Consider the following 15,310-nt stretch of genomic DNA (forward strand, 5'->3'; position numbering starts at 1 on the left):
AGAATAAGGATTCAATATGTTGGAATGTTACGAGCTGGGCGAGGGCAGGAGTGATATCCGCCTAGTATTAAATTATCAGGAGCGCCAACGCAGCCGCTACCGCGCAAAAACCCTTTGCGGTTTAGATGTTGCGTGGTTTGTCGAACGCGGCAAAGTCTTGGCCGACGGTGAAATTTTAGTCGCAAAAAGTGGCGAAAAAATAGCCATTATTGCGGCGGAAGAAACCGTATCCGAAGTGCGCAGCGACGATCCTTTATTGTTGGCAAAGGCGGCTTATCATTTAGGTAATCGTCATGTGCCACTGCAAATCGACGCCGGTGAATTGCGCTATCAACACGACCATGTTCTAGACGATATGCTGCGCGGGCTTGGCCTTACGGTGTTGGTAACCGACAAAAGTTTTCATCCAGAAAATGGCGCTTATCATAATAGCGGCGGCCATCACGGCCATTCCCACAGCCATACCGAGCACGACCATCATCATGGCTAGGCCCTTACTGCATTTAATGCAGCTGGTGAGTCCGGCGCTGCCGGTGGGTGCTTACGCTTACTCCCAGGGCTTGGAATACGCAGTTGAAAAGCGCTGGGTGAATGATATGGCGAGCGCGGAGGATTGGATTGGCGAGGTGTTGAATCACAGCGTAGGTGGTTTAGATTTGCCGGTATTGCTGCGTCTATTAAAGTCTTGGCAGCAGAGCGATTGGTGCGCGGTTAAACGCTGGAATCAAACTCTGCAGGCAGCAAGAGAGTCGCGGGAGCTATTACTAGAAGACGTGCAAATGGGGCAGGCTTTGCTGCGATTATTGGTATCACTCGAACTTCCACACGCGCTGCAGTGGCCACAGGGTGAAGAGGTAAGTTTTGTCACCGCGTTTGCAATGGCTGCACAGCATTTTGACATAAGTGACGACGATGCATTAAACGGGCTTGCATGGAGTTGGTTAGAGAACCAAGCGGCGGCGGCAATTAAATTAGTTCCGCTTGGGCAGACCGACGGCCAGCGTTTGCTAATGAGCCTAATGCCTAGTGTAGAGCAGGCGGTGGCGAATGCGTATTTACGTAGCGACGATGAGATTGGTACGGGCTTGCCAGGTTTAGCAATGGCATCTATGCAGCACGAAACCCAGTATTCGAGATTATTCCGCTCTTAATAAGCGCGAGAGTAAAAATAAATGTTTAAAAAGAATTGGAGTTTGAATTATGAAAAAGCCTGCCTTGCGGCTCGGTATTGGTGGCCCTGTTGGTTCTGGTAAAACAGCCTTAGTTAAAACCCTATGTGCGGAGCTGCGTGAGCGTTTTGATATTGCGGTTATCACCAATGATATTTATACCCGCGAAGATGCGGAGTTTTTACTGCGCCATGAGGTGCTGTCGCAGGATCGCATATTAGGTGTAGAAACCGGCGGCTGTCCCCACACTGCAATTAGGGAAGATGCCTCGATGAACCTGTCTGCGGTTGCGGAGTTAAGTGGCCGATTCCCTGACCTCGAATTAATTATGATAGAAAGCGGTGGCGACAATTTAGCGGCTACCTTTAGTCCTGAGTTATCAGACCTCACTATCTACGTTATCGACGTGTCGGCGGGGGATAAAATTCCCCGTAAAGGCGGCCCTGGTATTACGCGATCAGATTTATTGATTATCAATAAGACCGACTTAGCGCCGTTGGTGGGTGCTGACCTTGGGGTCATGGACAGAGACGCTAAAAAAATGCGCGGCGACAAACCTTTTATTTTTAGCAATTTAAAAGACGGTAGTGGCGTAGCTGACATTGTGAACTTTATTGTTGAGCAGGGAATGCTGGGTCGCTGAGGCGATCCACTGAGGAGTAGAGATTGATGACAGATATGCTGCCGCTATTAAGTTTTTTAGTACTGGGTTTTTCTGCCGGTGTAATACACGCCTTCGACGCCGATCATATTGCCGCTGTCAGCGGTATTGGTGGTCAAGATGGCGGGCGTCATAGTTTTCGCTTTGCCTTGCACTGGGGGTTTGGGCACGGCTTGGCGGTCATCGCCGTGGCAACGATGGTGTTAGTGGCTGGCACCGCGATTCCAACAGGTTTTAGCGCTTATGCTGAGGCGGCAGTCGCGTGGATGTTAATTGCGATTGGGGTGATGACCTTTTTACATTTGTGGCGCCAGCACCAGCACAATGTGCACAGAAGTAGACCACACAGCTATAACGCAACACTGGTTGGCTTGGTCCACGGTAGTGCAGGATCAGCGCCTTTACTGGCCGTCATTCCCGCAGCGGGTATGGCGAGTCCGGCGCTGGGCATGCTGCATGTCCTGTTATTTAATGCCGGCTTGATTATGGCGATGGCGGGGGTTGGCGCCCTGTTGCGTCGCGGTTTGTATGCTGCTGGTCGTTATCATCGGGCGCTGCAACTGTCATTGCAATCCGCTTTAGCAGCCTTCGCCACTGGTCTTGGTGTTTTTTTATTATCTGCTCATTAATTGGCCGATAATTTATTTTGGTGCAGGCGCACAATAATTGTGCGCCGCACTGCACTTTTATAAGTATAGAACCGGCATTAATTTCCCCTTCTTGGCTCAATATCCTTCTGATCGTCATCTAGCGCCTGCTTTCTGGCATGCAAAACATTGATTGGCACCAATTCTGCTAATACCGCTTGGAGATTTACCAAGGTTCGTTAATCGCAGCGATGTTGATTAGCGATAATTAAAAAAAGAGTATGGAGCTAAGCATGAAAAGTCGTAAATCTATTAAGGCTTTGGCCAAGCAGGGCAGCATTGTGCTGGCGGCTGCGACGCTGTCATTAAGCGCCTCAATCGCACAAGCCGCAGACACAATTAAAGTCGGTGTACTGCATTCGCTGTCGGGCACTATGGCGATCAGTGAAACCACATTAAAAGACACCGTGTTGATGTTGATTGAAGATCAAAACAAAAAAGGCGGTATTTTAGGTAAGAAGCTAGAAGCTGTTGTCGTTGATCCTGCCTCTAACTGGCCATTGTTTGCCGAGAAAGCCAAAGAGTTATTAGACAAAGACAAGGTTGATGTCATCTTCGGTTGCTGGACCTCAGTTTCTCGTAAATCTGTTCTACCGGTAATTGAAGAACTCAACGGTTTAATGTTTTACCCCGTTCAGTACGAGGGTGAAGAGTCTTCTAAAAATGTTTTCTATACCGGCGCCGCGCCGAATCAGCAAGCTATTCCCGCAGTTGATTACCTAATGAGTGAAGCGGGTGGTTCTGTAAAACGCTGGGTATTGGCGGGAACAGATTATGTTTACCCCCGTACTACCAACAAAATTCTAGAAGCCTATTTGAAAAGCAAAGGCGTTCCTGAAAAAGACATCATGATTAACTACACGCCCTTCGGCCATTCCGATTGGCAAACCATCGTGTCTGACATTAAAAAATTCGGTTCACAGGGTAAGAAAACCGCTGTGGTATCGACCATCAATGGCGACGCTAACGTCCCCTTCTACAAAGAGTTAGCCAACCAAGGCATGTCTGCTGAAGATATTCCAGTTGTGGCTTTCTCGGTAGGTGAAGAAGAGCTAAGTGGCTTTGATACTGGCCCACTGGTCGGACATCTTGCCGCATGGAACTACTTCATGAGCGCTGATGCTGAAGTTAACGACGAGTTTATCGACAAGTGGATTGCCTACATTGGTGATGAAAAGCGCGTTACCAATGACCCAATGGAAGCAACTTACATTGGCTTTAATATGTGGGTGAAAGCGGTAGAAAAAGCGAAAACCACCGATGTTGATAAAGTCTCTTCCGCTTTGATTGGTATTAGCGTGCCGAACTTAACGGGTGGTGTTGCAACGATGCTACCTAACCATCACCTGACCAAGCCCGTGCTTATTGGTGAGATCCAAGAGAATGGCCAGTTTGATATTGTGTGGCAAACAGAAACCGCTGTTCCTGGTGATGCCTGGACAGACTTCTTACCAGAAAGCGCCAAGCTAACAGCAGACTGGCAAGACCCGAAAATTATGTGTGGTAACTACAACACTGAAACTAAAAAGTGTTCAGGTCAAAACTACTAGTCCAATAAAAAGCGTTTCAGCCGAAATGCTTTTATCAACGCTACTCCGTCATCGCAAGGTGACGGAGTAATGATCGTAAATGGATGTTTCAATGAAGCTCAATCATATTTTTTCGGTGTTTTTTTCCTTTCTGGTTTTGTTTCAATTGCAGATCGTACAAGCCGAGCAAATTACGCCTTTAGAAAGCGAAGCTGACAGCGCACTGCTGTTGAATCAATTGGTGTCGGTAAAATCAACATCAGATAAGAAAGACCTCATCAGCCTTATTGCCGGCTCAAATTTACCCCAGCGAACGCGGGTATTAACGGCCATGCAAGACGGTGATTTGTATTACACCAAGGCAGATGAACAGTTGGTATATGCCAAGACTCATCCCGATGGCTACGAAATTCGCGCCGTTGTCAGTGGTGAAGATTTGGGTGTGGTAGGGAGCCGAAAAGTAAGAAAAATTAGTATTAATAATGAACTGCGCACCGTTTTACGCGGGGTGTTGGCAGAGTTAGCATTGCGCAGCGAAGATGCGGCAGAACGCCTAGCGGCGGCCAAGGATTTAATTCGCAGTCCCGCACCGGAATTTCTTGCGGCCATCGAGCGGGCTAAAGCAATAGAGAACAATGACAAGGTTTTAGAATCCTTGAACATCGCTATGGCGATGATCAATTTAAAGTCAGATCAGCAGGTGTTTCGCCTTGAGGCCATTGAGGCCTTTCGCGGCACCTTGGACAGCGATGCGATGTCGATACTCGCGGCCATGCAATTAAAAGACAGCGATGGCAATTATTTAGAAAAAGATGAATTGGTAAGAGAGTCCTCCGCGGCGGTATTGAGTGAAATGCGCGGCAAGGCGAAGATTTATAAATTATTAGAAAATGCATTTTTTGGCTTGAGTCTAGGCTCAGTCTTATTGCTTACCGCAGTAGGTTTGGCCATTACCTTTGGGGTAATGGGGGTTATCAATATGGCCCACGGCGAAATGATGATGCTGGGCGCATACACCACCTACGTTATTCAATTAATCATGCCGAATTATATCGATTACTCAATTATCGTCGCGATTCCTGCAGCATTCATTGTGTCTGGCTTAGTGGGTATTGTTATTGAGCGTGGCATTATTCGCCATTTATATGGTCGTCCCTTAGAAACCTTACTAGCCACCTTCGGTGTGAGTTTGATTCTGCAGCAGGCGGTGCGCAGTATTTTCTCGCCCTTAAATAAATCAGTAAGTTCGCCGAGTTGGCTGAGTGGTTCTTGGGAAATCAATGGCGCTTTATCCCTTACTTACAATCGCCTATACATCATTATTTTTAGCCTGATTGTTTTGTTGCTATTGGTGTTCCTATTAAAGAAAACCTTTGTCGGTTTGCAGATGCGAGCTGTAACGCAAAACCGCGCAATGGCGAACTCGATGGGTATTCGCACGGGTTGGGTAGATGCACTCACCTTTGGCCTTGGTTCAGGCATTGCCGGTATTGCCGGCGTAGCACTTAGTCAGTTAACCAATGTTGGCCCCAACCTTGGTCAGTCTTACATCATCGACTCGTTTATGGTGGTGGTGTTTGGCGGGGTGGGTAATTTATTTGGTACCTTCTTTGCGGCGATGAGTCTTGGTGTTGCCAATAAATTTTTGGAACCTTTTGCGGGTGCAGTACTGGCAAAAATATTTGTGCTGGTTTTCATCATTCTATTTATTCAGTGGCGACCTAGGGGCTTGTTCGCTCTCAAGGGCCGTTCGGTAGAGGATTAATCAGCGATGATAAATAAAGCAATATTTGAGCGCAGTGCAGTTGGCAGATTATTGTTGGCTGACAAGGCCGGCCGGTATTTGATTACGGGTTTACTCGCGGTAATGGTAGTGGTGCCGCTGTGTAATTTACTTATGCCTGCCGGAAGTTTTTTGCATATTCCTACCTATATTGTGGTGCTGCTGGGTAAGTATTTATGTTACGCCCTCTTGGCACTGGCTTTAGATTTGGTGTGGGGCTACTGCGGTATTTTGAGTTTGGGCCACGGCGCATTTTTTGCCTTAGGCGGCTACGCTATGGGCATGCACCTGATGCGGCAGATTGGTGAGCGCGGTGTGTATGGCAATGCCGAACTTCCCGATTTTATGGTGTTTTTAAATTGGACTGAATTGCCTTGGTATTGGTATGGCTTTGATAATTTTTTCTTTGCCATGTTTATGGTTGCCTTGGTGCCGGCGGCCTTAGCATTTGTGTTTGGTTGGCTAGCCTTCCGCTCGCGGGTAACGGGTGTGTATTTGTCGATCATTACGCAAGCCATGACCTACGCGTTGTTGCTCGCCTTTTTCCGTAACGATATGGGCTTTGGTGGCAATAATGGTCTTACAGATTTTAAAGACATTCTCGGTTTTAGTTTGCAGTCAGATGTCACCCGTTGTGTGTTGTTTGCCCTGTCAGCCTTGAGTGTCGCCTTAGCTTATATTTTGTGTCGCGCGATTGTTAGCAGCAAATACGGTCGAGTGCTGGTGGCAATTCGCGACGCGGAAAGTCGAACGCGTTTTATGGGTTATCGTGTCGAGCATTTTAAATTATTTGTGTTTGTGGTGTCGGCGATTCTTGCGGGTATTGCAGGCGCTTTATATGTGCCACAGGTTGGCATTATTAACCCCGGTGAATTTGGCCCAATTAATTCTATAGAAATTGTTATTTGGGTTGCTATCGGTGGTCGCGGCACTTTGTTTGGTGCGGTGATTGGTGCGATAGCGGTGAATTATGCAAAAACCTATTTTACTGGTGCTTTCCCTGAGGTGTGGTTGTTCATGCTCGGCGCCTTGTTTGTGATCAGCACCTTGTATTTACCGAAAGGAATTGTTGGCGTGGTTAATCAAATGCGTGAGCGCCGTGCAGAGCGAGACGCGACCTCGACACCAGAGCAAGGAGCACAGTCATGAGTGCAGTCGTAAAGAGTCCGGGCTTTCACAGTGCGGAAATGCAAAGCATGTTGTACCTCAATGGTGTAACGAAAAGCTTCGACGGATTTAAGGCAATAAATAATTTATCGCTAGACATTTCGCCCGGCGAACTGCGGGCAATTATCGGCCCCAATGGCGCTGGCAAAAGTACCATGATGGATATTATTACCGGTAAAACGCGGCCAGATTCTGGCGAAGTAAAATTCCGAGATAGCATCGATCTCACCCAGTACGACGAGGCGGACATCGCCAATCTTGGCATTGGTCGCAAGTTTCAAAAGCCGACGGTAATTGAAACGCTAACGGTGTGGGAAAACGTTGAGCTTGCCTTGGCGGGTACGCGCAGTGTGCTGCGGGCACTGCTGCACAAATTGAGTAGCGAGCAAGCGGACAAAATTGACGAGGTGATCAAGTTAGTTGGTTTAAAAGTCAAAACAAATGATTTAGCTGGCAGCCTTTCCCACGGCCAAAAGCAGTGGTTAGAGATTGGTATGTTGATTGTGCAGGGCCCAGAATTACTGTTGGTAGATGAACCAGCGGCGGGTATGACTGACCACGAAACAATGGAAACCGCTGCCTTGCTAAAAGAAATAAATAAAGATCATACCGTGGTAGTGGTAGAGCACGATATGGATTTTATTAAGGCACTGGACAGCAAAGTGACGGTACTTCACGAAGGCAGCGTGCTGGCAGAAGGTCGGCTTGAAGTGGTGTCTGCTAATCCGCGTGTTATCGAAGTGTATTTGGGGCGTTGATATGTTGGTCGTGAATGAAATTGATCTCTACTACGGTGCTAGTCAGGCCTTGAGAAAAGTCGATATTGTGGCAGAGAAGGGCAAGGTCACCTGCATATTAGGTCGCAATGGGGTGGGTAAATCGAGTTTGGCGCGGGCCATTGCCGGACGTCACCCGATACGCGGCGGCAATATTATGTGGGAAGACAAAAATATCAGCACAATGGGGCCGGCGGATCGCGCGCGGGCGGGAATTGCCTATGTGCCACAGGGCCGCGAAGTATTTTCCCAGCTCACTGTGCAAGAGAATTTGTATACCGGTTACGCGCCGCTAAAACGCAGTCAGCGCAGTATTAGCCCAGAAATTTTCGATTTGTTTCCAGTGCTAAAAAGCATGTTGCGCCGACGTGGTGGCGACTTGTCCGGCGGCCAGCAGCAGCAATTGGCAATCGCACGGGCCTTAATCACGCGGCCGCGCTTATTAGTGCTGGACGAGCCCACGGAGGGTATTCAGCCGTCGATTATTAAAGACATACAAAACGTCATCACTATTCTGCGCCAGCAGGGCGAAATGGCGATTGTGCTGGTTGAGCAGTATTTTGATTTTGCGCGGGCGCTTGCCGATAACTATGCGGTTATGGATCGCGGTGAAGTTATCTTATCGGGTCGCGGTGACGAAATGATCGAAGAAGACGTGCGTCGCCATATGACGGTGTAAGCTCAGGGTTTATACTAGTGCGAGTTTTGTCTTTCTTACGCACTAGTATAAGGAAAAAATGTTCATGAAGTACCTTGCCATATTAGCGCTAGCGTTGACCCCGCTAGCGGGGCTGGCAGCCAGTCTAAGCATACCCGCCGGTAAAACCTATGTTGTTGGTATCGACCAACAAGAGCTTGTGCTCGAAAACCTACGTATTGGCGATGGCGCCCGCATTACCTTCTCTTCTGCTGTAGCCGGTTGGCGCGTTCAGGCTAGGCATGCCTATATTGGCAAGGGCGTTGTCATCGAGGGTAGTGGCAGTGCAGGAGCGGCGGGTGAAGCGGGTGAAAATGCCTCTACATGTTCTGACGGTATGGCGGGTGAGCACGGTGGTGGCGGCAGCGATGGTGTAGAGATTCGCCTGCAGCTCGGTATTGAATCACTGGGCGATATGCAGATTTTGGCTAATGGTGGTAACGGCGGAGATGGCGGTGCCGGTGGCGACGGCGCAGACGCCGGCGCAGCGTGTGAGGGAGACTTTACTGGTAACGGCGGTGACGGTGGCGAAGGCGGTGAAGGTGGCCGAGGCGGTGACGTTACTGTTTTGTATCAAGTGCTCGCCAAAGGTGTTTCTGGTGATGATCTGATTCAGCGCATTCTTATTAGTAATGAGGGTGGCGCTGGTGGCAACGGCGGTGACGCTGGTTCTGGCGGCGCAGGAACGAGTGGCCGTTTTGTACATAAGAGAAGTTTGACGGGTAATCGCGCTTGGGTAGCTGGCAGTGACGGTGGTTTAGCTGGCAGTCCTGGTTTGGCTGGTTCTGCAGGAAACCCTGGGCGTAAATTGCTTGATCAGTTAATTTTGTCCTCAGAGCAACCGGTTGAAGCCAAGTCTTCCGCAGCAATGATTTCAGAGCTACAGCGCCAAATTGAGCATCTTCGTGCGCGAGTGGAAAAATTAGATGAAAAGGACGCAGAGTAGTTTTAGTGTCGCTGTGTAATTAGCATCTATTTGGTACAAGAGCCCCAGTTTTCTGGGGTTTCTTGTTTTTGGCTATTGCCCATTTGAATTGGCCGACCCTCCCTCCTAAATATCTATTCTTTCTGGGCAGCGGTTTTTGCTAGAAAATTGACGACCATTAAACTATTGTGATTAGATTTAGTGGGTGTGTTTATGTCGCGTGCAAACAATAATTGGTCGTGAGCCTGCTTTACAGCGTTTTCAGGACTGAGTCTAATTCACGCATACACCCGCAATAATGATCAACAGCGATAATAGGTCGCGTGCTGATGTCTATCCGCGATCACTGGCACGGCCATGTTATGGGCGTGTTCTCTATGAGGCAGTAATTCGATGAAGAGCAATAAAAGCAATCAACCCTTAAGGGGCCTACGTATTCTCGACCTTTGCGAGGGCAAGGGTGATAGTTGCGGTCGCTATTTAGCTGATTTAGGTGCTGAGGTGATGTTGATTGAGCCACGCCAGGGCAGCCCCGCTCGGCGTGCGGCCCCTGTGGTAGAGGGGCATAGCTTGTATTTTGCGACCCATGCAGCAAATAAAAAGAGCGTGGTGCTCGATGTTACGCAAGAAGATGATCGGACAGCATTTTATGCCTTAGCGCAGCAGGCAGATATTTTGATCCACTCACGCTCAGAGAGCGCGCTGCAGTGGCTCAATGAAATCACAGCGCTGGTGGAGTCGGACGAAAGTCATTTGATTTGCCTTGCCATATCAGACTTCGGTGACAGTGGTCCCTATGCGGACTACGCCGGCAGTAATGCGGTGCATATGGCGATGGCAGGCATCACGGCGCGTTCTGGCCTTAAAGATCGGGAGCCGCTGCTCCCGCCGGGTCAATTATGCTATGAGGCTGCGGCAATACAGGCGGCGTGGGTGGTGCTAGTCGCCTATTGGCAAAGTGCCCATACCCATCGGAGCGGCAGTATTGATTTTTCGGTATTTGAGGCGAGTTGCCAGATATTAGACCCCGCATTGGGAGTGACCGGCAGTGCCGCCGGCGGCCAGAGTGCGACCAAATTGGCTCCGAGAGGCCGGCCGCCAGAGGGGAAAATGTATCCCTTTTTCCCCTGTGCAGACGGCTTTGTACGGATCTGTGTTTTAAACCCGCGCCAGTGGCAGGCTATGAGCGCTTGGCTTGGCGATGATCATCCCTATACCGACCCTGCATACGCAAATATGGCCAAGCGTTTCAAGTATATGCGCGAGATTAATCTATTAATCGAAGCACTATTCGCAAAGGAAAAAAGTGCGGATCTTGTTGCAGAGGGGCAGCGTCGTGGCGTCCCCATTGCTGCAGTTGCGACACCTCAACAGGTATTAAAAGATGATCACTTCCTGGCAAGGGGGGCGTTTACAGACATCGATCTCGCCGCCGGACTGCAGGGCAAGGCACCCGCGGGCTATCTGAAAATTAATGGGCAGCGGGCGGGTATTCGCACCCCAGCGCCTGCATTAAACGAACATCAGCCGAGTTTTAGTACTGATCGATTAGCGCTACGTAGCGCTAGTCCAGCCCAGTCAACTCGCCGCCCGCTTGAGGGCATTCGTGTACTCGATCTCGGCGTGATTGTAGCCGGCGCAGAATTGGGAAGACTGTTTGCAGATCAAGGCGCGGAGGTGATTAAGGTAGAAAACAAAGCCTTTCCAGATGGATTGCGCCAGTCACTGCAAAATCAGCCCATCACTGAATCCTTTGCTCAGGGATCGCGGGGTAAAAAATCTTTGGGACTTAATTTGCGCAGTGAAAAGGGCAAGCAGGTATTTAAAGAGCTGGTGGCAAAGTCTGATGTGGTTTTGTCTAACTTCAAACCAGGAACGATGGACTCGCTGGGTTTTGGCTACGGCGAACTCAAAGCCATCAACCCGCGCATTATCGTCTCTGAAAGCAGTGCCCTCGGTGGCAGTGGGCCAATGAGTAATAGCATGGGTTACGGCCCGCTGGTACGCGCGAGCAGTGGCCTTACCGGCTTGTGGCGCTACCCAGATGACGAGTCTGGCTTTGGCGATGCTCTAACTATATTCCCGGACCATTTAGCGGCTAGAGTGTCTGCGGTGGCGATTCTTGCGCTGCTAATAGAGCGTGAAAAAACCGGCGTAGGCGGCACCGTCAGCCTGTCTCAGGCAGAAACCATATTAATGACCCTGTCCACTGAATTGCTGAGTGAATCTCTGCAGGGGGGCTGGTTGGCACCCTGCGGGAATCGCGGTCGATTTGACACGCCCTCAAACCTGTTTAGCTGTGCAGGTGATGATGAGTGGTGCGTGATTGATATTGAGGGTGACGAACAGTGGCTGCGGCTTTGCAGCGCAATGGGGCGTCAAGACCTTGCAGAGGATCAGCATCTTAACGCTGCCAGCGGCAGGCTTGCGATGCGTGATTACGTGGAGCAAGAGCTGTCTAAGTGGACGCTAGGGCTCACGCCCCAGCAAATAGTGGAAACATTACAGGCTGCTGGTATAGCCGCTGCAGCGATGGCGCGAATTAATGAGCTGCCCGATAATCCGCATTTAAAAGCGCGGGATTTCTTCAGAATTAATATGCAGCCGGGTTTAGATGCGCCTTTACTAACCGAGAATGGCCCCGCTGGGAAAAGCTACTTACCGGAGCCGGAGATCCGTCCTGCGCCATTTGTCGCCGAACACACCCGAGAGCTGATGCGGGATATTCTTCAGCTAGATGAGGCGACGATAGAGTCGCTAATTGAATCGGGCGACCTTGAGGTGATGGCCTCATAGTATGTGGCGGATAATCGCTGATCTTTTGTTAGCGGCTTGGTAGTGCAGGCCTGCGGAAATTACTGAACAAATATTTTATTTTAAGGGATGCCAAGGAGCATCCCTTTTCATTTTTTGGCGCCTTAAAGCACGCGTTCGCTGGAATATAGTGCGCTGGCACCGAAATGGTGCGTTGCGTGCTGGGGTAATGCACGCTGTATTTTTTTGTGACGTTAATATTAATAAAACTCTATATTTTTTAATTATTTAGCGAATTTTTAGCAGAAGATATTTGATGGGCTTGATTCATTTGGCACCCTAGTTGTGCATGTTATTGAAGCATTTAAATTAGAACACAATTAAAAACGCGCTATTTTTGCGCATATCTAATCTCCACGCGAAGGGCTTGTAACCTAGTCTTAACCATCACAATTGCTTTGTGCTGAGTTTTTGTCTCTAAGTTTTTGTTTTAAAAGAATAAAAATGAAGTTGGCACCGAAAATGCTAAAGCTAGGGCAGGACAGTGCTTGATCACTTTCTTATACCTTAGTGGAGACTAAAGACATGAAAACAATGAAAACTTTATTAGCTGCAAGCGTTGCAGCTGCTTCAATGACCATGATTGCTGCTCCAGCTTCAGCAGATGTATCTGCAAGCGTCGGAATTGCGAGCACTTATCTGTGGCGCGGCTACGATTTAGGTAGTGGTACTCCAGCAGTATCTGGTGACATTAACTACAGTGCCGGTGGTTTTACCGCTGGTATTTGGGGCTCGTCTGGTGATACCTCTGCCGGCACCGAGTATGACTTATATGTTGGTTACGGTGTGTCTGCAGGCGACTTCAGCTTTGACATTACCGCTTACAACTACAACTACCCATCAGGTGCTGGTTACCTAGGTACTGAAGAAACCGATTTCTTTGAGCACACAGATGTTGTGTTGACTGTGGGTTATGGCCCAATCAGCGTTTCATATTATGAGCCAGTTGCTGGTCCTTCTGGTTACACCGAGTACAACTACTACACTGTAAGTGGTTCGCTTGGCGCGTTTTCTATGACGTGGGGTTCAGAGGATATTAATGGCGACAACACCTATCACGTTGACTTGGCATACGCTTATAACGACAACTTGTCGTTTATCGTCAGCCAGCAAGATGGCGATGAGGTATTAGGTGTCGATACTGATCCTAAGTTTATCGTTTCTTATAGCTTGCCAATTTCAATGTAAAACCCTCGGCCGGTGGCAGCGTTGCCATCGGCTATTTTTTTAACTTAGTCCTCATGTGCGCTAAGCGTACATTGACAGGAGATATCCGATGAAATTGATTACGGCTGTTATTAAGCCATTCAAACTTGATGATGTGCGCGAAGCGCTGTCAGACATCGGCGTACAGGGCATAACTGTCACCGAAGTAAAAGGTTTTGGTCGTCAGAAAGGTCACACCGAGCTGTATCGTGGTGCCGAGTATGTTGTCGACTTTTTGCCTAAGGTGAAGATTGAAGTCGCTGTCGCAGATGACTCGGTTGAGCCGACCATTGAGGCAATTAGCAAATCTGCAAACACCGGCAAAATTGGTGATGGCAAAATTTTTGTTACTGCTCTTGAACAAGTTATTCGAATCCGTACTGGTGAGACCGGCGAAGAAGCCATCTAGTCATACTGCAGCGGTTTATTTTAACTAATTAAATTAAAAGACTTATCTCTTTCCCTTTGGAGGGCATGTGATGGAAGACATCATACAGGTCAAGTACGCCCTGGACACATTTTACTTCCTGGTTATGGGCGCGTTCGTAATGTGGATGGCAGCAGGTTTTGCCATGCTCGAAGCCGGTTTGGTTCGTGCAAAAAACACCACAGAAATTTTAACTAAAAACATCGCCTTGTTTGCGGTGGCTTGTACCATGTACTTATTGTGTGGCTACACAATCATGTACGGTGGTTCAGAAGGTGGCATTCTGCCAGATGCATGGTTCGGCAACTCAATTGCTGACGCATCAGTTGAAGAAGTGCTAGCGTCAAACGGCGACACCTACTACTCAGGTTCATCTGACTTCTTCTTCCAAGTGGTATTCGTAGCAACCGCTATGTCTATCGTATCGGGTGCGGTTGCAGAGCGTATGAAGCTATGGGCTTTCTTGGCCTTCGCTATTGTGATGACAGGCGTTATCTACCCGCTACAAGGTTCTTGGAGCTGGGGCGGTGGTTTCTTGTCAGAAGCCGGTTTCTCTGACTTTGCTGGCTCAGGTATTGTGCATATGTGTGGTGCTTCTGCGGCACTGGCAGGTGTATTGATGTTGGGCGCTCGTAAAGGCAAATACGGCGATAGCGGTCAAGTGAATGCGATTCCCGGTGCAAACCTCCCATTGGCAACATTGGGTACGTTCATTCTGTGGATGGGTTGGTTCGGCTTCAACGGCGGTTCAGAGCTGATGGTGTCTAACATCGAAGAAGCGAATGCAACTGCGCAAGTATTTGTTAACACCAATGCTGCAGCAAGTGGTGGTTTGATTGCCGCGCTGATCGTTGCCCGCTTGTTGTTCGGCAAAGCTGACTTAACAATGGTACTTAACGGCGCCTTGGCTGGTTTGGTAGCGATCACTGCAGACCCACTGTCTCCAGATCCAGTTATTTCTACCCTGATCGGTGCTGTTGGTGGTGTGCTAGTTGTATTCGCCATCCTTGGCCTAGACAAGCTGAAAATTGACGATCCAGTCGGTGCGATCTCTGTCCACGGTGTAGTTGGTCTTTGGGGTGTAATGGCTGTGCCATTCAACAACAGCGACGCAACTTTCGGTAATCAGATCTACGGTGCATTCGTGATCTTTGCTTGGACCTTCGTAGCAAGCCTTGTGGTTTGGGCGATCTTGAAAGCAGTCATGGGTATACGCGTATCTGACGAGGAAGAGTACGAAGGTGTCGACCTCTCAGAATGTGGTATGGAAGCTTATCCAGAATTCACCAACAAGTAATCTCCCCCGTTTGGTGATTTTAGGGCGCTCATTGAGCGCCCTTTTTTTTTGCAGGATGCTTGACGGAAGTCGGCTTTAACTTCCGACGTCTGACCTTCGACGTCAAGCGCGCTTTTATATTAGCGTTTCCCGTCTCCCGTCCAGCGTAATGCCGAAAAGGCGTCTCCCGTCCAGCGTAAAACCGAAAAATGCTGCGATCACCTTGCAAAGTC

The 15,310-nt window shown here is 49.0% G+C and carries 14 protein-coding genes; all 14 read left to right on the top strand.

Annotated features, from left to right (window positions below):
- Positions 1–16 precede the first annotated feature (16 nt).
- The 14 genes from ureE to C0068_RS14395 all read left to right on the top strand — a co-directional run bounded on the left by ureE (position 17) and on the right by C0068_RS14395 (position 15,098).
- Positions 17–490 (top strand): urease accessory protein UreE, encoded by a 474-nt coding sequence (gene ureE / locus C0068_RS14330; protein WP_103685161.1) that lies wholly within the window; start codon positions 17–19, stop codon positions 488–490.
- Entirely contained in the window at positions 483–1,151 is a 669-nt protein-coding gene (locus C0068_RS14335) for an urease accessory protein UreF (RefSeq protein WP_103685162.1), read from the top strand. Before ureE ends, C0068_RS14335 begins: the two co-directional genes overlap by 8 nt.
- A 49-nt stretch (positions 1,152–1,200) precedes the next feature.
- On the top strand, positions 1,201–1,812 hold the full coding sequence (gene ureG / locus C0068_RS14340) for an urease accessory protein UreG (protein ID WP_103685163.1): 612 nt from the start codon (positions 1,201–1,203) through the stop codon (positions 1,810–1,812).
- Between the two features lie 26 nt (positions 1,813–1,838).
- On the top strand, positions 1,839–2,459 hold the full coding sequence (locus tag C0068_RS14345; RefSeq protein WP_103685164.1) for a HoxN/HupN/NixA family nickel/cobalt transporter: 621 nt from the start codon (positions 1,839–1,841) through the stop codon (positions 2,457–2,459).
- A gap of 251 nt (positions 2,460–2,710) precedes the next feature.
- The gene (gene urtA, locus C0068_RS14350) at positions 2,711–4,027 is read left to right on the top strand and encodes an urea ABC transporter substrate-binding protein (RefSeq protein WP_199176184.1); all 1,317 of its coding nucleotides are present in this window, start codon (positions 2,711–2,713) and stop codon (positions 4,025–4,027) included.
- A 91-nt stretch (positions 4,028–4,118) separates the two neighbouring features.
- On the top strand, positions 4,119–5,771 hold the full coding sequence (gene urtB / locus C0068_RS14355) for an urea ABC transporter permease subunit UrtB (protein ID WP_103685212.1): 1,653 nt from the start codon (positions 4,119–4,121) through the stop codon (positions 5,769–5,771).
- A gap of 6 nt (positions 5,772–5,777) precedes the next feature.
- Positions 5,778–6,938, top strand: coding sequence for an urea ABC transporter permease subunit UrtC (urtC, locus tag C0068_RS14360; RefSeq protein WP_103685165.1), 1,161 nt, complete (start codon positions 5,778–5,780; stop codon positions 6,936–6,938).
- A complete protein-coding gene (gene urtD, locus C0068_RS14365; protein WP_199176185.1) occupies positions 6,935–7,714 on the top strand; it encodes an urea ABC transporter ATP-binding protein UrtD in 780 nt (259 codons plus the stop codon). The genes urtC and urtD overlap by 4 nt, the downstream gene beginning before the upstream one ends.
- 1 nt (position 7,715) lies before the next feature.
- A complete protein-coding gene (urtE, locus tag C0068_RS14370; protein ID WP_103685166.1) occupies positions 7,716–8,411 on the top strand; it encodes an urea ABC transporter ATP-binding subunit UrtE in 696 nt (231 codons plus the stop codon).
- Between the two features lie 64 nt (positions 8,412–8,475).
- Positions 8,476–9,375 (top strand): hypothetical protein, encoded by a 900-nt coding sequence (locus tag C0068_RS14375; RefSeq protein WP_103685167.1) that lies wholly within the window; start codon positions 8,476–8,478, stop codon positions 9,373–9,375.
- A gap of 372 nt (positions 9,376–9,747) precedes the next feature.
- The gene (locus C0068_RS14380; protein WP_103685168.1) at positions 9,748–12,150 is read left to right on the top strand and encodes a CaiB/BaiF CoA transferase family protein; all 2,403 of its coding nucleotides are present in this window, start codon (positions 9,748–9,750) and stop codon (positions 12,148–12,150) included.
- A 543-nt stretch (positions 12,151–12,693) separates the two neighbouring features.
- Complete coding sequence (locus C0068_RS14385; protein ID WP_103685169.1) at positions 12,694–13,356, top strand: TorF family putative porin; 663 nt, start codon at positions 12,694–12,696, stop codon at positions 13,354–13,356.
- An 88-nt stretch (positions 13,357–13,444) separates the two neighbouring features.
- Complete coding sequence (gene glnK / locus C0068_RS14390; protein WP_103685170.1) at positions 13,445–13,783, top strand: P-II family nitrogen regulator; 339 nt, start codon at positions 13,445–13,447, stop codon at positions 13,781–13,783.
- A 70-nt stretch (positions 13,784–13,853) separates the two neighbouring features.
- Positions 13,854–15,098: an ammonium transporter gene (locus C0068_RS14395; RefSeq protein WP_103685171.1), complete on the top strand. Its 1,245-nt coding sequence runs from the start codon at positions 13,854–13,856 to the stop codon at positions 15,096–15,098.
- Positions 15,099–15,310 lie beyond the last annotated feature (212 nt).

The sequence above is a fragment of the Zhongshania marina genome, from assembly GCF_002915595.1.
GTDB lineage: Bacteria > Pseudomonadota > Gammaproteobacteria > Pseudomonadales > Spongiibacteraceae > Spongiibacter > Spongiibacter marinus_B.